23 protein-coding genes and 3 pseudogenes are annotated in these 21,586 nt (G+C 63.2%); 15 read left to right on the plus strand and 11 right to left on the minus strand.

Annotation, left to right across the window (positions count from 1 at the left end; genetic code table 11):
* Positions 1-133: 133 nt before the first annotated feature.
* The 7 genes and pseudogenes from msrA to AB0C34_RS23610 all read right to left on the minus strand — a co-directional run bounded on the left by msrA (position 134) and on the right by AB0C34_RS23610 (position 5,050).
* Positions 134-681 (minus strand): annotated as a pseudogene (gene msrA, locus AB0C34_RS23580) (peptide-methionine (S)-S-oxide reductase MsrA).
* Complete coding sequence (gene msrB, locus AB0C34_RS23585) at positions 678-1,172, minus strand: peptide-methionine (R)-S-oxide reductase MsrB (protein ID WP_357076784.1); 495 nt, start codon at positions 1,170-1,172, stop codon at positions 678-680. Before msrB ends, msrA begins: the two are co-directional and overlap by 4 nt.
* Before the next feature lie 58 nt (positions 1,173-1,230).
* Positions 1,231-2,003: pseudogene (locus AB0C34_RS23590) on the minus strand (SDR family oxidoreductase); the annotation flags it as partial.
* A gap of 798 nt (positions 2,004-2,801) precedes the next feature.
* Positions 2,802-3,083 carry a DUF6510 family protein gene (locus tag AB0C34_RS23595; protein WP_357076787.1) on the minus strand — a complete coding sequence of 94 codons (282 nt, stop codon included), beginning with the start codon at positions 3,081-3,083 and terminating at the stop codon, positions 2,802-2,804.
* A gap of 1 nt (position 3,084) precedes the next feature.
* The gene (locus AB0C34_RS23600; protein ID WP_357076790.1) at positions 3,085-3,849 is read right to left on the minus strand and encodes a ferredoxin reductase; all 765 of its coding nucleotides are present in this window, start codon (positions 3,847-3,849) and stop codon (positions 3,085-3,087) included.
* The gene (locus AB0C34_RS23605; RefSeq protein WP_357076793.1) at positions 3,819-4,418 is read right to left on the minus strand and encodes a molybdopterin-dependent oxidoreductase; all 600 of its coding nucleotides are present in this window, start codon (positions 4,416-4,418) and stop codon (positions 3,819-3,821) included. The genes AB0C34_RS23600 and AB0C34_RS23605 overlap by 31 nt, the downstream gene beginning before the upstream one ends.
* Before the next feature lie 425 nt (positions 4,419-4,843).
* Positions 4,844-5,050, minus strand: a complete 207-nt coding sequence (locus AB0C34_RS23610; protein ID WP_357076866.1) for a hypothetical protein — start codon at positions 5,048-5,050, stop codon at positions 4,844-4,846.
* On the opposite strand from AB0C34_RS23610, the gene AB0C34_RS23615 reads away from it, so the two are divergent.
* The 10 genes from AB0C34_RS23615 to AB0C34_RS23660 all read left to right on the plus strand — a co-directional run bounded on the left by AB0C34_RS23615 (position 4,985) and on the right by AB0C34_RS23660 (position 14,048).
* Complete coding sequence (locus AB0C34_RS23615; protein WP_357076876.1) at positions 4,985-5,128, plus strand: hypothetical protein; 144 nt, start codon at positions 4,985-4,987, stop codon at positions 5,126-5,128. The genes AB0C34_RS23610 and AB0C34_RS23615 overlap by 66 nt on opposite strands.
* A gap of 646 nt (positions 5,129-5,774) precedes the next feature.
* Complete coding sequence (locus tag AB0C34_RS23620; protein WP_357076796.1) at positions 5,775-6,323, plus strand: carboxymuconolactone decarboxylase family protein; 549 nt, start codon at positions 5,775-5,777, stop codon at positions 6,321-6,323.
* Positions 6,324-6,404: 81 nt separating this feature from the next.
* Positions 6,405-7,229, plus strand: a complete 825-nt coding sequence (locus tag AB0C34_RS23625) for an isocitrate lyase/phosphoenolpyruvate mutase family protein (protein ID WP_357076799.1) — start codon at positions 6,405-6,407, stop codon at positions 7,227-7,229.
* Between the two features lie 57 nt (positions 7,230-7,286).
* Positions 7,287-7,934, plus strand: a complete 648-nt coding sequence (locus AB0C34_RS23630) for a nitroreductase family protein (RefSeq protein ID WP_357076802.1) — start codon at positions 7,287-7,289, stop codon at positions 7,932-7,934.
* Positions 7,935-8,301: 367 nt separating this feature from the next.
* On the plus strand, positions 8,302-8,841 hold the full coding sequence (locus AB0C34_RS23635; RefSeq protein ID WP_357076805.1) for a DDE-type integrase/transposase/recombinase: 540 nt from the start codon (positions 8,302-8,304) through the stop codon (positions 8,839-8,841).
* Between the two features lie 422 nt (positions 8,842-9,263).
* The gene (locus AB0C34_RS23640; RefSeq protein ID WP_357076870.1) at positions 9,264-9,890 is read left to right on the plus strand and encodes a TetR/AcrR family transcriptional regulator; all 627 of its coding nucleotides are present in this window, start codon (positions 9,264-9,266) and stop codon (positions 9,888-9,890) included.
* A 1,062-nt stretch (positions 9,891-10,952) separates the two neighbouring features.
* Positions 10,953-11,870, plus strand: coding sequence for an NADP-dependent oxidoreductase (locus AB0C34_RS23645; RefSeq protein WP_357076807.1), 918 nt, complete (start codon positions 10,953-10,955; stop codon positions 11,868-11,870).
* A gap of 15 nt (positions 11,871-11,885) precedes the next feature.
* Complete coding sequence (locus tag AB0C34_RS23650) at positions 11,886-12,332, plus strand: N-acetyltransferase (RefSeq protein WP_357076810.1); 447 nt, start codon at positions 11,886-11,888, stop codon at positions 12,330-12,332.
* Positions 12,333-12,403: 71 nt separating this feature from the next.
* Positions 12,404-12,880: a GNAT family N-acetyltransferase gene (locus AB0C34_RS23655; RefSeq protein WP_357076813.1), complete on the plus strand. Its 477-nt coding sequence runs from the start codon at positions 12,404-12,406 to the stop codon at positions 12,878-12,880.
* A 223-nt stretch (positions 12,881-13,103) separates the two neighbouring features.
* On the plus strand, positions 13,104-14,048 hold the full coding sequence (locus AB0C34_RS23660) for an NADP-dependent oxidoreductase (RefSeq protein ID WP_357076816.1): 945 nt from the start codon (positions 13,104-13,106) through the stop codon (positions 14,046-14,048).
* A 322-nt stretch (positions 14,049-14,370) separates the two neighbouring features.
* Here the strand turns inward: AB0C34_RS23660 and AB0C34_RS23665 are convergent, their stop codons facing one another.
* A complete protein-coding gene (locus tag AB0C34_RS23665; protein ID WP_357076818.1) occupies positions 14,371-17,016 on the minus strand; it encodes an AAA family ATPase in 2,646 nt (881 codons plus the stop codon).
* A 329-nt stretch (positions 17,017-17,345) separates the two neighbouring features.
* Here AB0C34_RS23665 and AB0C34_RS23670 point away from each other — a divergent pair, with 329 nt between their 5' ends.
* Complete coding sequence (locus AB0C34_RS23670) at positions 17,346-18,008, plus strand: hypothetical protein (protein ID WP_357076821.1); 663 nt, start codon at positions 17,346-17,348, stop codon at positions 18,006-18,008.
* A 152-nt stretch (positions 18,009-18,160) separates the two neighbouring features.
* Here AB0C34_RS23670 and AB0C34_RS23675 read toward each other — a convergent pair whose 3' ends face one another.
* The 3 genes and pseudogenes from AB0C34_RS23675 to AB0C34_RS23685 all read right to left on the minus strand — a co-directional run.
* Positions 18,161-18,388: a hypothetical protein gene (locus AB0C34_RS23675; protein WP_357076824.1), complete on the minus strand. Its 228-nt coding sequence runs from the start codon at positions 18,386-18,388 to the stop codon at positions 18,161-18,163.
* A complete protein-coding gene (locus AB0C34_RS23680; RefSeq protein ID WP_357076879.1) occupies positions 18,336-18,950 on the minus strand; it encodes a hypothetical protein in 615 nt (204 codons plus the stop codon). The genes AB0C34_RS23675 and AB0C34_RS23680 overlap by 53 nt, the downstream gene beginning before the upstream one ends.
* Positions 18,943-19,297: pseudogene (locus AB0C34_RS23685) on the minus strand (hypothetical protein); the annotation flags it as partial. The pseudogene AB0C34_RS23685 and the gene AB0C34_RS23680, both read right to left, overlap by 8 nt.
* Before the next feature lie 227 nt (positions 19,298-19,524).
* Between AB0C34_RS23685 and AB0C34_RS23690 the strand changes: the two are divergent.
* From AB0C34_RS23690 to AB0C34_RS23705, 4 genes are read left to right on the plus strand one after another with little or no spacing between them, the layout of a single operon-like run.
* On the plus strand, positions 19,525-19,872 hold the full coding sequence (locus tag AB0C34_RS23690) for a metalloregulator ArsR/SmtB family transcription factor (RefSeq protein WP_357076827.1): 348 nt from the start codon (positions 19,525-19,527) through the stop codon (positions 19,870-19,872).
* On the plus strand, positions 19,869-20,372 hold the full coding sequence (locus AB0C34_RS23695) for an SRPBCC family protein (RefSeq protein WP_357076830.1): 504 nt from the start codon (positions 19,869-19,871) through the stop codon (positions 20,370-20,372). The genes AB0C34_RS23690 and AB0C34_RS23695 overlap by 4 nt, the downstream gene beginning before the upstream one ends.
* A 26-nt stretch (positions 20,373-20,398) precedes the next feature.
* Complete coding sequence (locus AB0C34_RS23700) at positions 20,399-20,980, plus strand: dihydrofolate reductase family protein (RefSeq protein WP_357076833.1); 582 nt, start codon at positions 20,399-20,401, stop codon at positions 20,978-20,980.
* Complete coding sequence (locus AB0C34_RS23705) at positions 20,973-21,458, plus strand: nitroreductase family deazaflavin-dependent oxidoreductase (RefSeq protein WP_357076836.1); 486 nt, start codon at positions 20,973-20,975, stop codon at positions 21,456-21,458. Before AB0C34_RS23700 ends, AB0C34_RS23705 begins: the two co-directional genes overlap by 8 nt.
* Positions 21,459-21,586 lie beyond the last annotated feature (128 nt).

The raw sequence follows: 21,586 nt of genomic DNA on the forward strand, positions 1-21,586 counted from the left end.
CCGACGCGCTGACGGCATCGGCGGATACGTGCCGTGATCTGCACGGCGGCTAACCCGATAATCGGCCTGTGGGCGGCGGCCAGCATCTGCCGAACGGGGCGGCGACAGGCGGTAGTGGTGTGCAGCGTGGCTTTCACTCATGGCGGTTCGCATCAACCGCGGTGGGTGGCGAACTACCAGATCCGCTGCGAGAAGGCAGTTTCCATTCCGGCCGAATGAAGTGGCAGGTGCAGCCGCCGGGGTATCGCTGCAGATAGTCCTGATGTTCTGGTTCGGCTTCCCAGAAGCCGGTCGCCGGCGTGACTTCGGTGACCACCGCGCCCGGCCACAAGCCCGATGCATCGACATCGGCGATGGTGTCCAGCGCGATGTGCTTCTGATCGTCATCGAGATAGAAGATCGCCGACCGGTAGCTTGATCCGAAGTCGTTGCCCTGTCGGTCTGTTGTGGTCGGGTCATGGATTTGGAAAAAGAATTCCAGCAGGGTGCGGTAATCAGTCCGGGCAGGATCGAAGGTAATCTCGACCGCCTCGGCGTGCCCGGGGTGATTGCGGTAGGTGGGGTGGTCGTTGTGCCCGCCGGTATAGCCGACTCGGGTTGATACCACACCGGGCAGCGCGCGGATGAGGTCTTGGACCCCCAGAAGCATCCGCCCGCCAGTACCGCAGTGTTGGTGGTCATCGCTGGGGCTCCGAACGCGTATGCCCTGTTGGGTGCGCTGAGCCGTTCACGGTTTCGAAGAGACTCAGGTAGTGGCCGTAGCCTTCGGCTCTCAGGTCGTCACGGTGGATGAAGCGCAACGCCGCGGAATTGATGCAGTACCGCAGTCCGCCTTCGGAAGGGGGACCGTCGTTGAAGACGTGCCCGAGATGGCTGTCGCCGTGCCTCGAGCGTACTTCGGTGCGCACCACAGCGCGGCTGCGGTCGGACCTCTCGGCGATGTTGTCGCTGTCGATCGGTGTGGTAAAGCTCGGCCAGCCGGTACCGCTGTCGAATTTGTCGACCGAGGCGAACAGCGGCTCACCCGAAACCACGTCCACGTAGATGCCGGGCTCATGGTCGTCAAGGTATTCGCCGGTGAAGGGTCGTTCGGTGCCGTTTTCTTGTGTCACGTAGTACTGCTCGGGACTCAGCGCGCTGACCGCGGCCGGATTCTTGTTGTATTGGTCCATCGGAGTGGTCCTTTATCGGATGTGGGGCTTGTCTCCGCGATGGCATTTTGTGTGGTTGGTTGCGGCCGGCCATGATGCCGCCGTCGACGTTCAGGATCGCGCCAGTGATCCAGCTCGCCTGTTCAGAAAGCAGGAAGATGATGGCGTTGGCCACATCGTTGGGGGTGCCGACCCGTCCGAGCGGATGCAAGGGTGCGAACGTCGCCAGGGTAGTATCGATGTCGTCCTTGGGGATGAACCCTTCGTAGAGGGGTGTTTTGACCACTGCGGGTGCGACGGCGTTCACTCGGATTTGATGCTCGGCCAGCTCGATGGCCAAATTATGGGTCAACGCATGCAGGCCGGCTTTCTGCATCGAGTAGCCCGACGACGGGGTCAGACCAATCGCCTGATGCGCCCACATGCTGCCGATGTTGACGATCGAGCCGCCTGCACCGTTTCCGATCATGCCCGCAACGACAGTCTGGGTAAGAAAGAACAGCGCATAGTTCAGATCGAGATACGAGTCATAGAACTGGGCATCGACTGGAGAAACGGCTTGGGGATGAAGAAGCCGGCCGCATTAACCATCAGGGTCGCATCACCGTGCTGATCGGATAATGTCTGCCGAACGTCGCTGACCACGGCGCGGTCGGTCAGCTCGGCGGCGATTCCCCAGGCCTCCCCACGCCCGCTGGTCAATTCGGCGACGGTGTGATCGACGCAGTCTTTGGAGCGTCCGATGATCACGGCGCTACCACCGCTTTTTACAACGTCGACGGCGGCCTGTCTTCCCATGCCAGCGCTACCGCCGACTACAACGACTTTCTTTCCCTCGAACTCTGCGGCCATCGGTGATCCCCTTTCCCGGATATTCACCACCGCGGCGGGTTGAACGTTTGATTGTGTGGCGCGAACAATGGGCCATTGCCGCGTCGATCCTAATTAGTCCACGTAGAGGCGGGCTACCCTCAGTCCACACCATCAATCACCCGGGCGAGGGCGGATCAAAGTCATGACGGCAGCATCGGACGGCGTCCGTCCGATGTGCGGGAGAATCCGGTGGTGCGTCGCATAATTATTCGCATCGTCCATGCCCCAACCCTTCGTGTAACGCCGCCGCCAGGTGGCAGTTCCGCTTCTGCACGGCTTTACCGTCCGGGGTGAACAGCCGCGACCGGCGATCCATATTCACCCAGATAATTCTTACGATACCGCTTTCACCCCCGATAATTCGACACCAGCTTGCATCCGGAGGCGTGCAGACGCGCGGATTACTACAAGAGCCCGAGCTCTCGTGCCCGGTCGACCGCCGCTAGTCTGTTTTCTGCGCCGAGGTTGCGGTACACGCGTGTTAATGGGTTTCACGGTGTTGAGTGAGACATAGGGCCGCTCGCCGATCTCACGCCGCGACAATCGAGTGCTGATGAATCCCTCGATCCGGGCCGCGATCAGCGGCATCGACGGATTCGCATGGACGTCAATCCGATACCCGGGCGCACTGTGGGACGAAGACGGTCTCACGGAAGCCTGGATGAACATGCTGATGGAGTGGCACTACTGTGCGGCGCAACCCCATCAGCACGTCGATATCGAACCTAGCCCAGGTGCTGCCATCCTCGAGGTGGTAGTAAACCGCGGGTGGCGGCTTCATGCGGGTGGCAGCGGGACGCGCAGGTGGACCGTGCCACGCAGGTCCAGCCATGCGGCGTCGGGGGCCCGTACGTACCGGAGGATCACCGTATCGCAGTTCGGGCAGCGGGCCACCAGGCCCGGGGCGTGCGTGTACACGCGCAGATCGGCGACGAGGGCCGTGTGCCCGCAGTCGGCACAGCGCCCCGAGGCCGTGGTGACATCTGCAGTGAACAGTTCGCTGAAGGCGCCAGCGAGAGCGTTGCCGTCCTCGTACTCTGCGGTGTCCGGTCGGTCCATGTCAGTCTCCTGTGGGGCCGAAGCGTTCGGTTCTGATCTGGCGGGGGTTGTGGCCCAGGGCCACCAGCTGGGCCGCGGCGGTCTCGACGAAGCCGGTTGGCCCGCAGACAAAACAGACCGGCTCGAGCTCGGGTGGCCAGCCATAGGTCTGCAGGTCCGCGAGTTGCAAGCGCTTGGCGGGTCTCGGCCAGCCCTCAGGCGTGTGCCGGGTGTAGAGGTGAGTGACCTCCAGGCCGCCGTCACCGGGCTGCGGGGTGCGCAGTTCGGAGGCGTAGTACCGGTCCTCGGAGGTGCGGACCGAGTAGATCAGCCGGAAGGGGGTGCGGCTGCCGAGGCTGCGGCGCGTGCGGATCATGGCCATCAGCGGGGCGATCCCCGATCCGCCGCCCGCCAGCAGCACCGGTCGGATGTCGGTCGGGCGCCAGACGAACCAGCCGCCGACCGGCCCCCGGATCTCCACCAGATCACCGATCTCCATCACACCGGCCAGATACGGCGAGGCCTCCCCGTCGGCCACACGCTGCACCGTCAGCTCGATCCGGTCGCTGTCGGGTGCCGAGGTTAGCGAGTAACTGCGCTGGGTACTGTAGCCATCCTCGGCAGTCAGCCGCACGTCCACGTGCTGACCGGCCAGGTGTCCGGACCAGCCGGGCACATCGAAGATCAACGTGCGGGCCGAACGCGTCTCGTCACGCAGACCGACCAGCCGGGCGGCCTGCCAAGTCAGGGGAGCCTTCAGTCGCCCTGGTATCGCTGCTCGCGCCACGGGTCACCGTAGTCGTGGTAGCCAGCGCTCTCCCAAAACCCCGGCTCGTCCTCGGTCAGCAGTTGGATCCCGTTCACCCACTTGGCCGACTTCCACAGGTAGAGATGCGGCACCAGCAGCCGCGCAGGGCCGCCGTGCACCGGAGCCAGGTCCTCGCCTTCGTACTGGTAGGCGATCCACGCGTTGCCGTTCAGCAGGTCCTCCAGCGGCAGATTCGTCGTGTAGTCGCCGTACGAGCGGACGAGCGCGAAATCGGCCGCCGTCTTCACCCCGGCGAACAGCGTGTCCAGCGACACCCCTTGCCAGCCGGTGCTCAGCTTCGACCATTTCGTCACGCAGTGCAGGTCTACAGTTGGCCGCTCGCTCGGCTGCGACAGCAGGTCTCGCCACGTCCAGCTGTGGCGTGTCCCGCTCTCGGTCGTGATGGTGAACTCCCAGTCCTCCCGTGCGATGCTCGGCGTGGGACCGGCCGACAGCACTGGAAAGTCGTCGGTGAGATATTGCCCGGGAGGGAGTTTCACATCCGTTGGGCGCACCCGGCCGTGAAAGCCTCGCGAAATGATTCCCATGGACCTGCCCCATTCATTAGATGGACACGAAGCCGACCCCAAGGGGACTACATTTCCATTATGGGGGCCGCGAGCGGAATCGGATAGGAATCGAATACGACGGCAAGGGAGACAGCTGTGTTACGGCCTGCCCCGAGGACCCGTAGTGCGCGGTGAGTGCTCGACCAAGCCGGAGATGAGGGCGAGCGTGGCTCAGCTGCGAGCGAATATTCCCTGTGATCCAGGGCCATGTCCAGCGCTACGGCCATCGGCTCGGAGCTGTGATCGTTCTGTGCAGGACACGTAACCACCCTGTAGGGCAGCCAGCAGACCCGTATCGGAGCCAGGGTCGGCGTTTCGCCGAGCATTCGCCGCCAGGCGTCGGCGTCGAATGATGTGTCGAGCGCTCGGTGAGACCTCATCCCCGCCAGACAGCTCGATCCACATCACGCCCAGCGCGCGCCCGTAGGAGCCGCATTGCGGTGAGTTGGCCTGTACCAGGGGTCACGCCAGCAGCGCGGACCGGGGAGGGTCTTCGCGCCGCGCGGGCGCGGTTCCTCGCAGGCGAGGTGTACGTCGATCACTGTGTGGATCAGCGCAAGTTTGTCGTCGAAGTGGTTGTACAACTGAGGCTTACTGGTGCTGCTGGCCAGCCGGACGTCATCGAAGGTGGTGGCGTTCACGCCCTTGGCGAAGTACTGCAGTTTGGCTGCCGAATCAACGATCTGTGAAGGGGTCTCCAGGCCTGAGGCGTGCGTCGTATGCCATTGGTTCGAGCAAGGTGTCTCCCTCGGGCATGTTGTTCACTCGCGCAACTCGGCCGGCGGGTTCGTCACAACCGCGGTGACATCTATCGCCAGGCGGAGACTCGGCTGGAGCAGTTGTGGCACCACAGTGAGCATGTAGGCCGGGCGGTGTGAGATGGGGTCCGCGGGGACCGCCGTCCTCTCCTCATAATTGGACTAATTCGTCCATCGAATGTCCAATCGGACCTCCCCGAGCGGGCTGGCTCGAGGCATGCCTCGAACTCGCCGTTCTGGTCGGCTCGATGACGCATGACGTGGCATTGAATGGCGCTGAACTGCGAGTTTGCTGATCCAGTGCGACATTGGGCTGCTCACGTCCAAGTGTGGCCGACTCGGCTGGTCTTGGCCATGGCTTGCGTAAAAGACATTGGTCTGTATAGTCCATTGTCGGTGTTCCTGCGCGAAGAGTTCCGGAACTTGGTGCCGACGGAGCCACCCCTCGTATTGCAGGCGCAACCCACGCCACCGGCCAGGCTAGGGCCGTAAATGCCTCCGGCGGAATTCTGGAGCACTCAGAGCCCGACTTGGGCTCGACGACGACTACTACTCCCACACCGGAGGTTGATTCGCTGTGTCACGACTGAACGTTCCCCCTCTGGAGGACGTCCCCGCCGGCGCGAAGCAGATCCTCGACAATGTGGGCGCGCAGCTCGGCTTTGTCCCGAACATGTTCAAGACCATCGCGTCGAACCCGACTGTTCTCGAGGTCGTCACGACCCTGCAGGGCACCTCGAGTCGGGTTCTGGACGCGAAGACCCGGCACAGCATCGCGCTGGCCGTGTCGGAAGCCAACGGTTGCGGCTACTGCCTGGCAATGCACTCATATATATCGTCCAAATTCGGCGGTATGTCGAGCGATGACATCGAACTCAGCCGCGCCGGGAGCTCGGTCGACCCCAAGCGCGCGGCAGTCACTCGCTTTGCTCAGCGGGTGGTCGAGAGTCGCGGGGTGGTCAGCGACGCCGACCTCGCGGCTGTGCGAGACGCCGGGTACACCGACTCGCAGATCTTGGCGATTGTCACGGTCGCAGTGCAAGCCCTGCTCACCAACTTCATCAACAACGTCAACCAGACCGACATCGACATCCCTGCTGTCAACACGGCCGCTACGCCCAGTTGATCGTCGGGACTCGGTCAAGGCGGCGCACACAGTCCGGTAAACCCTTCACGGCCCCACACGATCACGCAGGAAAGGTGCACTATGCCGGGCTCCGAACTTTATGAGAAATTCATGGCGCTGCACACCCGTGATGGTGGCCTGGTCATGCCGAACGCCTGGGACGGTCTCTCGGCGCTGATGCTGGCCGATGCCGGTTTCGAGGCGATCGCGACATCATCGGCGGCGCTCGCCGCCACGCTCGGTCGGTCGGTCGGACGTCACGAAGTCACCCGTGGCGAGCATCTCGAGCATGCGGGACTGCTCGCCCGGCTCACCGGGCTGCCCGTCAACGGAGACTTCGAGGACGGTTACGGCGACACGCCTGAAGACGTCGCGTCGACCGTCAAAGCCGCCGTCGATTTCGGCTTGGCCGGTATCGGACTCGAGGACACCTCGGGTAACCCCGATCAACCCATCCGCGATTTCGACGAGGCTGTCAGTCGCGTACGCAGCGCCGTCGACGCGGCCAAGGGGCGCATCGCCATCACCGGCCGCACCGATAACTTCATCCAGGGGCGGACCGATCTCGACGACACCATCCGGCGTCTGACGGCCTTCGCTGAGGTCGGCGCGGATGTGCTCTACGCGCCATTCCCACCCGACCTCGACGCACTCGACGCGATCGTCACCGCGGTCGCGCCGACACCGGTCAACGTCCTGGTGTCACCCGCGGACAAGGTGCTGACTGTCGCTGAACTACAGAAGGCCGGTGTCAAACGCATCAGCCTGGGGCCATTGCTCTATGCCAACGCGATGGGGGCACTCGAACAAACCATCGAGGCGCTCGTCGCGGGTGACATCGCATCGGCGACAGCAGGTGTGAGCTTTGAGCGTATCAGCGAACTAATTGCCCGCGGGAAGAACTAGCCCAAACCTCGGACCACCGCCCCTCACCTACTGATCGCAAGAAGAAGGCAGATTGACATGAATCTCGACAAGCTCATGAGCCAGCACCTCACCAGGGCCTTCGACGCCAGTAAGACCATCCCGGAAGAAACCCTTCAACAGCTGTTGAGCTTCCTACGGTCCACACCGACATCGGTGAACATCCAGCCCAACCACTTCTACGTCCTCGCTACGGCCGAAGGCAAAAAGCAGCTCGCGGACAACCTGGGCGAACGATTTCAAGACAACAGCGAGAAGATCCTGAACGCGTCGCACACCGTCATCCTGACCACCCGAGCAGATGTGCCCGACAGCCACCTCGAAGAGGTGTTCAACAAGGAGGACGCCGACGGTCGGTTCCCCGACCCGGCAAAGCGCGCGCTGTGGCAGTTCATGACCCGCGACTTCCTCAACCTGCGCAACTACGGGTACAAGGACCTGAACCACTGGATGGAAAAGCAGACCTACATGGCGCTGGGAATGACCATGATGGCAGCCGCTGAGCTCGGCGTCGACGCCACGCCGCTCGAAGGATTCGACCCGACCAGCGTTGACAAGGCTTTCAAGATCCGCGAAACCGGTCACACCACGACAGTGCTGCTGGCTCTCGGCTACCCCGACCCGGCAAAGGCCTACGGCAGCCCGATTTCGCGATTCGAAGCCGACCGGCTATTCACCTTCGTCTAAACATCCACACCGTTGTGAACGGCTGAAGTACGCACGGTCCTGAGGGAAGGACGGCGCAGTGATGCGCCGGCTTTACCCGACTAGCGGAGAAGAGACGCAAGTTCTTCCGTGAAGGGGCGATCCGGATCGGTGCGGGAGCCTGGGCGTCCGATCGCCGAGGTCGCCCGCGAGTCGAGGGTCATCGAGGGGACACTGACGACGTGGGTGTCACGTGACCGGCAGCAGCGCCGGCCGAGCGAGACCGGTGGCGGGTTGAGCGAGTCCGAACGCGAAGAGTTGCAACGGCTTCGGCGTAAGAACGCCGAGATGGCGATGGAGCGTGATGTATTCGAGCGATCGGTGGCCGGGTGGGTGAAGGATCGACCGAGTGAGCATCGCCCGGTGCATCGCCTCCCGGAAGACCGAACACGGCGTCCCACACGGCGTGACCTGGCGCGCTCTGGACGTGAGCCAGTCGTGGTTCTACCAATGGCGCGACCGCCCGCCTGCGCCGCAGCGGCGGCTCCGCGCGCAGCTGACCGACGCGATCCGGGTGGTCTCCGAAACCTACGGCAGCCCACGCATCGGCCTCGAGTTGCGGGCGGCCGGCTGCCAGGTGTCTGACAACACCACCCCGGCGATTATGGTGAAAGCAATTGGGCGGCACGGAAAATCGAATGTAGACGCAGTCTGGCCACGCCCGGCGAGCGGCCGGTGGCACCGGATCTGGTGCGGTGCCAGTTCACCGCGGCCCCCCGATGTGCTGTGGTGCGGCGATGTGACCGAGGTACCGGCCGACGAGGGCCAGCTGCGTCTGGCCTCGGTAGCGGACCGGTTCTCCCGGCGGCTGCTCGGCTACGCCACAAACGCCCATCACGACACCGAATTGACGTGCGCTGCACTGCGAATTGCCGCGGCGCTGCGGTAATCGACGGGGTGATTCCGACCGCGGCAGCGAACACGCAGCCGCGGTTTTCGACCGGCTCTGCCGCACGCTAGGCGTCGTGCCGTCGATGAGCGGGTCGGCTCTGTCTCGACAAACAGTCCTGCTGAGGCATTCAACTCCACGCTGAAAGTGGATTTCTGCACTGGCACCGGTTCCGCACCGATCCGAGGCTCGGTTGAAGATCGTCACTTGGATCACCGGACGCTACAACCCGACCCGGCGGCACTCGCTGGACGGCGGCTGTCGCCGATCGACGACGAGACCCACATGGCCAGTCCGTGCCCCGGCTGGGCGGCCTGCTCACAAGACGAGGCCGCATTAATGACACTCCACACTTCAAGGGGATTGACAAACAGCCTCGCAAGGACGGGAAGGAGGAGCCCGATAAGTAGGATGGGCCCGTGATGACGACCGCTGACTCACCCAACGGCAGGCGCCTGACCGCCCGCGGTGCGAAGACGCGGCTACGGATCGTCGCCGCAGCGGCCAACCTGATGTACATCCAGGGAGTCGGGACTACCACGCTCGACGACGTGATAGCGGCGAGTGGAGTGAGCAAGTCGCAGCTGTACCACCACTTCGCTGGCAAGGACGCGCTCGTACGGGCCGTCGTCGACCATATCGGAGAGCAGGTCATCGAGCGTGAACGCGATGCTCTCGCCCATGTCTCGACGATTCCAGGCCTGCGACGCTGGCGGGATGCGTTGGTACAGAACAACGCGGTACGACATGGCGCCTACGGCTGTGCGCTCGGCTCACTGGCCTCCGGGGTCTCCGATCACGACGATGTCGCCCGTCGGGCCTTGTCTCAACTTTTCAACGAATGGCAGGGACTCCTGGCCGGCGTGTTGCGCAGGCTCCAAGACCGTGGCGCGCTTCCGCCCGAGGCGCCGATAGACCAGCTCGCGACCGGGCTCGTGGGCGCCCTCCAGGGTGGGTACATGCTGGCCCAGACCGCGCGCGATGTCACACCGATGGCAACGTCAATCGACATGGCGCTTACGTATATCGAGAGCCTTTCCGCTCGTTGAGTCCACGCCCGACCCAGCCACAGATGGGGCTGTGACCCTCGTCTGAGATTCGGTTCGAGTTCACCAGTCGCCGAACTCCCATGGGTTGAGGAAGAAGCAGCGTGCGACCCGCGCGGCGGCCGACGGACGCGGACGGATGATCGGCGCCCTGGTCGGCGTCGAGTGACATCCGGCGGTGACGGTGAGTTGTCCCGATTACTCAACGGGTTGGCTGGCTGGCTGGCTGGTCGTGTCGGTGTGCGGGTTGCGCACGACGATAACGGTGAACAGGGTGCTGCCACGCCGGGTCCGGCGCCGATTACTCCGCACCAGAGCGGCGCATCATTGTTCGATTCCTCTCGAATGGCACCGTGAACGGATGGTGCCCACATGTTCTGGGCAACCTACCTGGCCCGCCGAGGCCGGACTGGGATTGCCGATCGTATGTGGCATCGCCGACGCCGTCGGCGATGAGCGGTCCACGCAGGGAGGCTGCCCCGCGGCTTCCGTCTCGACCTGAGTCTTTTGTCGGGCGACTGTAAGTGCGGAAAGCGACTGACTTGTCATTCGTCCGAACTGAACGTAGTAAAATAATGCTGCGGTCACCGACTTGGACTTACCGGAGTGGACTTCTCGCCGTGGCTGACCGCTTTAGTCGGTGTTGTGGGCGGTACCGCATCGGAGCATTTGGTTGTGCGGCCGTTCGCCCATGCTCCGTTCTTGTGGTGGGTGGTTGGCTTGATGAGTTCAGTCCATCCGTTGACTGTGACACAACAGGACGATTCAGTCCAATTTTGGATATCGAGGCTCCGTTCGGCAAGCGTGCACTCGCCTTGACGGTCCCGAGTTGTCGATCTGATTCGATCAATCGGGTCAGGGTGTTCGATGGTCTGGCCGACTAGCGCACACGACCACCTGCCATCGTGCGGTAGCGCTTCCGGTCGGGCACACTGGACTATATCGTCCCTTTTGCGGTAAGAATGTAGCAGGCCGATTCGAGATCGCAGCGGTCTGCTGGATCGTCCAGTTTGGACCGGACGGTACATGTCGCGCAGGCAAAGACTGGATGTAGGGAGGTGTCAGATGAAGGCGATTGTGGTGACGGATGAGGCCTCAGGAACGGCCGGGATGACGCTGGCCGAGCGTCCAAAACCGGAAGCCGCAGGGAACGACGTCCTCGTTGAGGTTCACGCGTCGGGATTCACCCCGGGTGAACTGACGTGGCCCGGAACTTGGACCGATCGTCTCGGCCGTGACCGCACACCGTCGATCCCCGGCCACGAGGTGGCCGGCGTGGTCAGTGCTCTCGGCTATGGCACGAGGGGGCTGTCGGTGGGACAGCGGGTGTTCGGGCTCGCGGACTGGACGCGCGACGGTACCTTAGCGGAGTACGTGGCCATCGAGGCGCGTAACCTCGCGCCGCTGCCGGGCGATGTCGACTTCACGGTGGGTGCGAGCCTGCCGATCTCGGGCATGACCGCGTGGCAGGGGTTGTTCGTGCACGGCCGGTTCCATGTGGGGCAGAGCGTTCTCGTGCACGGCGCGGCTGGTGGCGTCGGCTCGGTGGTGACGCAGCTGGCTCGCGAGGCCGGCGCCCACGTCATCGGTACCGGACGCGCTGCCGACCGGCAGACGGCACTCGACTTCGGCGCGCAGGAGTTCGTCGATCTGGACAACGATGCGCTCGAAGACGTCAATGGAGTCGATCTGGTTTTCGACGTGATCGGTGGCGACATCGGGAGGCGGTCGGCGCGTCTGGTTCGAGAGGGAGGGATGTTGGTGACTATCGCCGGCCCACCTGAGGTGCAGCCGAAGGACGGCCTGGCGGTTGATTTCGTCGTCGAGGCCGATCGCACACAGCTGGGTGAGGTAGTCCAGCGGGTCCGGGACGGACGTCTGCGCACGAACATCAGCCAGGTCGCGAACCTCGATGACGCCGTTTCCGCGTTCAACCCGACCGAGCGGGTCAAGGGCAAGACGATCATCCGCGTTCGTCCGTAAGGACACGCCCCCCGGATGAGCGATCAGCGGAGAACACGCCATGACCGATCCAACCGAGCCGACCCGCTACGCGTTCGAGTACCCGACGAGGCTGAATACCCCTACGGGGTAGGCTCCCTCGGTCGGGATCAGGCTGTCCGCATCGGCGGGGTAATCGATGATTCCCATGCCCCCGCCTTTGACCTCGCCGTCGACAACGATGAGAAAACCGGCATCTACGAGGCCATCGTCGGGGACGCGAAGGTGGTCGGCCTGCCCTCCAACGTTGCCGGCGACGACCGACCCGTGCTGCTGGCCACCTCAGTGTTCGCCGAGTTCCGCGGACACGGCATCGCCACCGAGCTGACCCGAAACGTCCTCGATAATGTGCGCGCGCAAGGAAAGACGGTCATTCATCATGTGTCCGATCGTGCGCACCTTCATCGAGTGCAACGTCGGGTACGTCGACCTCATCGACCCTGAACACGGGGAGTGACCGAGGGTTCACACGGTCCTATCCCAACCTCTGGGCTCCCCCGACAGAAAGTGTGACAGTGACGATCAATATCGAGGCCGAGGCGGCCACCCGTGAAGCGAACAACGCGGCACTCATCGCTTCTCTGGACGCGACAGGTCTCAGCGAAGTGGAGTCGAGCTGGGAGTTCGATGTCATCAATGACGCGGAGCGAGGTCGCTGGTTCGCGACCCTCGGTGCTGAAGCGATCGCTGAGCTCTCATATCGGTTCGTCGGCGGCCGCGTCGTGTTGTTGACAACCTGGGTCGACCCCGCCTACCGCCGCAATCGGGTAGCAGCGGAGCTCGTCGCTCACGTGCTGGATGAAATTCGCGAGAGCGGGAAGAAGATCACCGTTATCTGCCCAGTCGTGGGTGCGTTTATTGCCCGCCACCCGCAGTACCTCGATCTCATCGACAAGGTTCATCCGGGTTCCGGCGCCTACCCCCAGCACGCAGGCGCAAGGGGAGCGGACGGCGAGAAGCAGATTGCCGCGTTCGAGAACGACCTGACATAGCCGTCCAGTGTGCATACGCCGTTCGAGTCGTCCAGCGAGTTCGGGTTGTCGGCCGCCGACGAAAGTCGGCCCTCGCCCACCCGGCGAAGTTGTCACCGCCTTCAATCGACCGAAGGGCAAAGACAAGACGATCAACCGGGTTCGCCCAGGTCGTGGAGACAACGAAGATCCCGATACATCGAAACGGGGCTAAACGAGGAGTGTCACACAGAGAGGTAGTCGGATGAAAGCGATCGTGGTGACGGACCCAGCCGCAGGAACAGCGGGGATGACACTGGTGGAGCGGCCCGAGCCGGACGCGGCGTGGCTCGCCGGTCTCGAGGGTGCGAACTACGGCGATGTCGTCGTTGAAGTTCATGCGTCGGGATTCACCGGGAATGAGCTGGAGTGGCCGTCGACCTGGATCGATCGCCTCGGCCGCGACCGGACGCCGTCGATCCCCGGACACGAGGTGGCCGGGGTGGTCACCGCTCTCAGCTATGGAGCAACGGGGTTGTCGGTGGGACAGCGGGTGTTCGGCCTTACGGACTGGACTCGTGACGGCACGCTGGCGGAGTATGTCGTGGTCGAGGCGCGCAATCTTGCACCACTGCCGGGCGACGTCGACTTCACGGTGGGCGCGAGCGTCGCGATGACAGGCCTGACCGCGTGGCAGGGGCTGTTCGATCATGGACGTCTTCAGGCGGGGCAGAGCGTCCTCGTGCACGGCGCGGCCGGCGCAGTCGGTTCGATGGCGACACAGCTCGCACGCGAGGCCGGCGCCTACGTCATCGGTACCGGGCGCGCCGCGCACCGTCAGACGGCGCTCGACTTCGGCGCGCAGGAGTTCGTCGACCTCGACAACGACGCGCTGGAAGATGTTGGCGGTGTCGATCTGGTGTTCGATGTCTTCGGCGGCGCCATCGGCAGGCGGTCCGCGGGTCTGGTTCGCGCCGGAGGAACGCTCGTGACTGTCGCCGGTCCGCCCGAGGTACGGCCGGCCGGCGGTCTGGCGGTCGACTTCGTTGTCGTGTCCGATCGCGTGCAACTGGGTGAGATCGCCCGCAGGGTGGGGGACGGAAGGCTGCGGACGCACATCGGTCAAGTCGCGGCCCTCGACGATGCTGTCGCTGCCTTCAACCAGACGGAGCGGAGCAGTGGGAAAACGATCATCCGCGTTCGGCTATGAGAGTTGAGGGAGCTGGTACGCCGGAACGGGCATGCAACGGTACTGGAACCGGAAACCCATTCCGGCCCAGGCCGGAATTGGTTTATGCTGTCGAGCTGACAGGATTTGAACCTGCGACCGCTTGACACAGGTTCAAATTCGCTCGATCTATCCTGGTGCGCCATAAAATGCCTGAGTGACTGGAAATTCGTGCAGCACTACGCGAACGCCAAGAGTGAGGTCGTCGAGGAAATCCTCAGACGAGCCCTTTCGGGATGACCTCTACGAATTCCGTGGCACGTCAGAATGTCTGTGACGACACCCCATTACGACATTGTTTGCATCATTGGGCTGCTCGGGGCGTGTGTTGTCGTGTTGTTTTGCTGGTTCGGTGTGGTCGGCGGGTGGATTCGATACGGACTGTGTCGATGACGTGTCGGGGGATGTGTTTCATGATGTCGTCGCGGGTGGTGATGGCCAGTTTCTGCAGGATCGCGGTGATCTGTGCGTCGATGGTCCTAGTGGATTTGCCGCGTCGGGCGGCGATTGCGGTGTTGGTCCATCCGGCTGCGGCCAGGGTCGCGACTTGTTGCTCCGTGGTGGTCAGTTCCTGCCAGCGTGAGGCGGGTTCGTTGTCGCTGATGTCGTTTTTCGGTGTTTCTTCGATGGTGAGTGTGCCCAGGGCGAGTTGTTGAACCTCGGCTAGTTCGGGACGCAGCCGGGAGCCCTGGGTTTCGGCGACGGCGAAGGCTTTGTCGCCGAGTACCCGGCGTGCGATGCCGATCGCTGTGGTGATTTCGGGGCCGAGGGCTCCCATTTTCTCGAGGTCGACGCCGATTTTGGCGCTCAACGTTCTAGTCCCCCCGGTGAGTTGAGCAGCCTCGGTGGCCAGGGCGGCGAGAGCGCTCCGGTCGGGGTTTGTAGCAGCGCTCGCGCTGGTGATGACCTGCGCAATCGACCAGATCCGGATCTCCACCGCCCACAACGCGCTCCATGGGTCACGCGCGGCGAGTAGCGGTGCCAGCGCGGTACGTCCGAAGGTGAGTGCTTCGGTGGGGTTGCCATGTTTGGTGAGGGTCATCGCCCAGACCATTTCGGCCCACGATTTCACGAATGGCGCCTTGGACCTGGTGGCGTGGTCGAGGTGGCGGCGGGCCAGGTCGAGGGCCTGCTGCCGTGTTCCGAGCAGGCTCGCGGCCATCGCGGCCAACATTTCACACATTATCGCGGCGCCGTCGTCACCGAGGCGGTGGGCTTTGTCGCAGGCGCGGGTCAAGACGGTGACGGCTCGTGGGTCGCTGTGAACCTGGAGTAGTTCCATGCCCCAGGCGAATTCGGCGGGAGCAGGCAGGCCGGTGTCGATGTCGGGGTGTTGTCGCCAATCGTTCCCGGCGTCTGTGTGGCACAGAGCGAAGCAGTTCTCGAGCATCCGTTCGGCGTCCTCGTGCCGCGCTTGGCATAGGGCAATGAACACGAGCTGGGCCGCGGCATGTATTTGCAGTTCGATAGGTTGCGGGATCTGGGTGCGGGTGGCCGCCAGGGCGCGTTCGGTCCAACTGCGGATCTCCCGCAACGCGCCTTTGTAGAGGTGGACGCGGAACGCGATCAGCCCACAGCAGATTTGCAATCCCAGCGCGGCTTCGTCGGGGGCGGTGAGGCTGGACTCGATCGCGGTCAGCAGGTTGTCCCATTCGGCGCGCGCCCAATCCAACAGTTGCTTCTCGGCGGGACCGAACCAGTGAGCCGATGCGTACAGGACTTTGTCACGGTAGTAGCGGCGGTGGCGAGCGGCCATCCGGGCCGATTCATCCACCTCGCTGGTGGAACGCTCGTGGAGCCGTTGCTGGGCGAATACCCGCATGCTTTCCAGCAGTGAATACCGCACCGTGGTTGATGTAATGTGCACGGTCACCAGCGATTGATCGACAAGTCGCTCGAGCAGGCCCTCGATCTCCTGCCTGGCCAGAACCACCCGCACACCAGCGGACCAGGGCGCGGGATGCTCGTCGTGCCCGGATTCACGGTCGTCGGCACAAACATCCTCGACCGCTTCCAGATCCGCTCCCACCTCCGCAGCAACCCTGCCACCGTTGTCGAGGTTCGTGTCATGGCCGGCGGCGAAGACCGCCATCCGGTCGAACAGCAGGCGTTCGGTGTCGCTACACAGCTCATACGACCAGGCGATGACATCGCTGACCCCGCGATGCCGCGGATCGGCCCCAAAGCGGGGACCAGTGGACCAGCGCAGTCGTCTGTCGTCGGCTCGGCCGGTGAGCCCGCGCAGGATCACCGCCGGTGGGTGGTGACGCAGCCGCGCGGCCGCCAACTGGATATACAAGGGGTGGTTGTGCACGTGGCGGCAGATCTCGGCAGCGGTGACGGTTTGGTCTTGGCCGGTGATGGGGTGGCCGATCAGTTCGGCGCGGCGACGAAACATGGTCATCGCATGCTGGCTGGTCAGAGGCGGGACGGTGACCCGGTGCTCGCCGACCCAGTCGATCGCCTCACGGCTGGTCGCCATGATGGTCAGTTCTGGGACGGCATCGAGCAGTTCCGTGATCATGGTAGCGATACCAGTGAGGACGTGCTCGCAGTTGTCGAGCACCAACACACACCGCCGGCTGCATCCCGCGGCGTTGGTGTGGGTGAAGGTGTCGATCAGCAGCTCCCACGCCGACCGCACAGAGAAATCGTCTTCGACCACCGAACGCGCGATCTCTTCCTCGATCGCCGCCACATCGGCGTCTTTGACCAGCCGCGCCAACCGCACCCAGAACACGGGTACGGGTACCCTCTTGGTCTTACCGAACCGGTGTACCGCCTCGGCCGCCAACCGGGTTTTGCCGATCCCACCCGGCCCGGTCACCGTGACCAGGCGGGCCGAACCCAACAACAGGGTATTGATCACCTCCAGCTCGCGATCACGACCGACGAAGTCCGCAGTGGTTGCGGGCAATTTATCGACGCGGGGGCGATTCCTTATCACCACACCACGCAATCGTAGTCTGCGTTTCGCACATGAGTGCCTCTACTGTTGTCGGTAGGACTTGTCATTGATGACAAAACCAGGTCGTCGTTCGTAGGCGGCTGAACCATCCTGGCTCTGCTGGAGCCTGGCACGGCACTACGGATATGGGTGTCGCTCTAGCCCTGAGTGTAATGTCCAGGGAGGTTGGCCAGCTTGGTGATGGGTGGACTGTTTCCGACGGGGGTAACGGCGTCGTCGAGGTCGTCGCGGTTGCCCAAGCGGCCCTGTTGACTCGCGAGAACGAAATCGCTAGACGGAGGTATGAGGTTCTACGATCCGCTGGTACAACGATGAACATGCGTATCCATCAGCTCTCCGCTTCTGTCGGTCCAGCCGCTCATCTCAAGATTGCTCTCAATGGAAATTGGGAACTCGCTCTCATCATTGGACCGAAAGACCTTTCGGTTGCGGATAGCACCGTGCGCTCATTCATCGACTCAGCTGACGACGTGGCGTTCGAGGTGTTCTTCGAGCCGAAAGACACCGGCATCGCTTTTCTTGGTGTTCGGCTCAACGGGATGGGTACAGAGACCCGGACAAGTGCCATCGTGCGATGTCTCGAGGATATTTCAGGCCCAGAGCGACTGTCACTGTTCGATGTCATCGAGCGCGCACGACAACACATTCACGCAACGCTGTTCAGCGCCGAACCCGCGCTCCTCGAAGTCGGGGTAGAGGGATTGTGGAAATCTGTAGGATCTGTTGTTCTATGGCGACAGGGAGATGAAACGCTCGATCGGCCAGCGATGGAAGAACGTTTGCGGAGCAATCTCAGGCTGTTTGACAGCCAACCCAATCCTCTTGGACTCGAGTTCGCGTTCGATGAACCCTTACCACATTGGATTGCTACCCAGTGCTCATGCCCATCAGGAGACGGATTTACGGTTGACGTCGATATGATGTACGACAGAGCCATACAGTTCACCTTTGGTGGTCGGGGGGTCGAAGAGTAAATCCGCCCGAGGCGGCCCGAGGCTTTGGTGGAGTTGAAACCTGTCGGTCCCCGACCGCCGGCGGCCGTCCTTCACCTTCGCGTACTGCGACTCGATCACCAGTGGATCGTCAAATCGGGCGCATTACTGTCCGGCCGCTCTTGAAGAGAGTTTCAACGCCAGCTGTGGTGCACGCAGCCCCGCACTTTGCGACAGTGGCGGATTATCTCCCCATTCCCCATACATTTCGAATCCGTACCGCTGACAACGTTCGACCGCCGTGGTGCCCACGGTTGTTTGAGTATAGACAGCGACGTTCCCAACCGGTGGAGCGCCGTCTGCATCAGGTCACGGCCGACTCCGGTGCTGTGCCAGTTCGGGTGCACGTACCACGCCTTCACTGCCCCGGCGCCATCGTCGCGCGTCGTGAACCAGATGAATCCCGCGATCGTATTTTCGGCCGCGCGCTACCAGCAGGCCTGGCGCGCCCGCCGCGGCCAGGTGGGACCAGTCCACAATCTTCCGCGGGCCCAAGTGGCCCAGTAGGAAATCATCGAGGTGCTCTGCGGCCCCCGGAAGATCGTGGAAGGCAACGCGCGATGCCAGCACATGCGCGCGAGTGGCCCCAGGCCCGGCCGTCGCACGCACAGGTCCGACAGTAGCGGGTCCGACTCCGTCCAGTCTCAGGTCCAGATATTCTGACGGCAGTCCATCGGGGACATCACTAATCGCGGAATGAGAAGGTGTACCGGACAGGCGCGTCGGCCGCACCGATTCGGGCTCGGTGGCATTGATGATCTCACCTGCCGCTCGAATATTGTTCTCATCAAGTCTTTTTGCCGCCTGGCTGGCTGTTGTGGCGAGACGTTCGAGAAATTCGGCGTGCGGCCTGGCTCCCCGGCCGAGCGTATCAATCAGCGTCTTTGTGAGTTCCTGGAGTATCCGGATGACTTTGTTATCCAATGACCGACTCGGTTTCGCGTGTTCCTGCCCGATTTCGCTGTGGAATGCTTGGTCGGGCGACCGCGATTTCGGTTGTGCTGGCCGGCTGGGATGTCGTGATGTCGACGGTGCGTTCCAGCAGTTTGCCCTTATGGAAGACCGCGCCGTTACGGACCAGCGCGACGAGGCGCGGGGCGTTGACCGCGCACCAGCATGTTTGGGCGGCCGCGATCTGTCCGTAGTCCATCGCGAGCCCGGCCGCGCGCGAGCCCGGTCCCTTGGTTGGCCTTGGTCCGCAACCGCACGGTGGCAAAGGTCGACTCGATCGGGTTGGTGGTGCGCAGGTGATTCCTGTGCTCAGCCCGCCATCCTCGCCCCCGACCCTCCGAGGCCCTCGTACTGGTCATGAAAACGTCGATCCATCTCTCGTCCTGCGTCAGGTTGATCGGCTGTGAACCAGTGGACTCATCGCACCCTGACACGCAGGGTGTCGCCACGAACCCGAGCCACCTCCCTGGACATCACACCTAGCCCTAGCCCGGGACATTCAACCCAATGGTTGACAATCGGGCGGCGTTCGGGGATATTCAACCTCGTGGTTGAGAATTCGTCGGAACGACTGGACGCGATCTTCCACGCATTGTCCGATCCGACTCGCCGAGAAATGCTGAGCCTCCTCGCGGGTGGGGAGCGCTCGGTGGGCGAGCTGGCGGCGCCGTTCTCGATGTCGCTGGCAGCGGCGTCCAAGCACATCAAAGTGCTCGAACGCGCGGGCATGGTGCGACGGTTCGTTCATGGACGCACTCATACCTGTGTGCTGGACGCGGCACCGCTGCGCGACGGTGTCGCGTGGATGCGCTACTACCAGCAGTTCTGGAATGAGCAGATCGACGCACTCGAAGCGGCCCTCGAGGCCGACGACCTCGAAAAGGAAGAGCAATGAGCGAATACTGCACCCTGGTCACCCCGGATACGATTCGTATCGAACGTGAAATGCGTGGCCCGATCGAGCGGGTCTGGGAATTTCTGACCGAGCCGGACAAGCGCAAGACCTGGCTGGCGGCGGGCGGCGTCGAGCCGCGAGTCGGCGGCGCGGTGGAACATGTGTTCCGCAATGCGGAACTTACCGGTTACCCGCGCGGCACGGTCGATGAACATCTGATCGAGGGCACGGTATTGGCGTGGGAGCCTCCGCGGTTGCTGTCCTACACCTGGAACGACGGTTCCGATGTCACGTTCGAGCTGACCCCGGTCGGCGACCGGGTCCGGCTCGTGCTCACCCACCGCCGCATCGCCGACCGTGACGGTCTCGTCATCTACAGCGCAGGCTGGCATGCGCATCTGAACCTGCTCGTCGACCGACTGGGCGACCGCACACCGCCGCACTTCGACGACGTCATGACCGAGCTGCGTGTCGAATACGCCGCGCGAATCGGCAGTTGACCGAAACATATTGGGAGAGAACAGCAATGCGCAAACTAATCGCAGCCATGAAACTCTCGATCGACGGGAAGATCGAGGGCTCGCAGGGATACGCGGACTGGGTGGACGGCTGGTCGGACGACTACGACCTGACATCACAGGTGGACGCGTGCGTGCTCGGCGGCCGGATGTACCCCGGATACGAGCAATACTGGACCACGATCCAGAACCAGCCCGATGAAGTCCATCCGCAGAGCGGCAGCGTGCCCACGCCAGGAGAGATCGAATGGGCGCAGGTCGCTCGCCGGACCCCACACTACGTGGTGTCGAACACCCTGACCTCGGCCAAATGGCCGAACACAAAATTCCTGCGCGGCCTAGACGAGATCGCGGCGCTCAAGTTGGACCGCGGCAAAGACATCTACCTGATGGGTGGAGCCGCCATCACGGCCAGTGCCATCGACGCCGGGCTCGTGGATGAACTGCGGCTGATCGTTTACCCGCTGATCGCGGGCCAAGGCACGGGGCTCTTCGCGACGTCGGAAAAACGTTGCGTGGTCGAACTGCGCAATGTCGAGCAACTGCCGGGCGGCCGCCTCGGCCTTGTTTATGAGATCGGCCGTGACTGACTTCGATCGCCGGACCGTCGAGGCGTTTCGCGCGAACCGCGGCCGGGTCGGCGGGGTGTTAGCAGGCACCCCACTGATCCTGATCCACCACATCGGTGCCAAATCCGGGATCGAACGCGTCACACCGCTCGCTTACTTCGCCCAAAACGAGGGCGACTTCGCGATCGTCGCGTCCAACGGCGGATCGCCGACACACCCGATGTGGTATTACAACCTCGAGGCCAATCCGACGATCACGGTCGAGGTGGGTATCGAGAGGTTCCCGGCGCGGGCCGAGGAGTTGGTGGGCACCCCACGCGCGGAACTCTGGTCGAGGCTTATCGCCGAATCTGCCGATCTCACCATGTATCAGAGCAGGACCGAGCGAGTGATCCCGCTACTGCTCTTGCGGCGCCTAGGCCTGAGTTACCAGAGCGGCAGTGAGTCCAATCTATGCTCTGCAGGACGTCGCAAGGCCAGTTCGACGTCGGCATCTTAGCCGGGCCGATAAGTATGCGAACGACATGGTTGCCGCTTAGGTACGAGTAGCGGTCGATAACACCGTCATCCCGGTGACCCTCGTTTCCGGCCGATCTCGGCGAACCGTAATGCAATCCTTCCTCGCTT

It is taken from the genome of Nocardia sp. NPDC049220, assembly GCF_040647855.1.
GTDB lineage: Bacteria > Actinomycetota > Actinomycetes > Mycobacteriales > Mycobacteriaceae > Nocardia.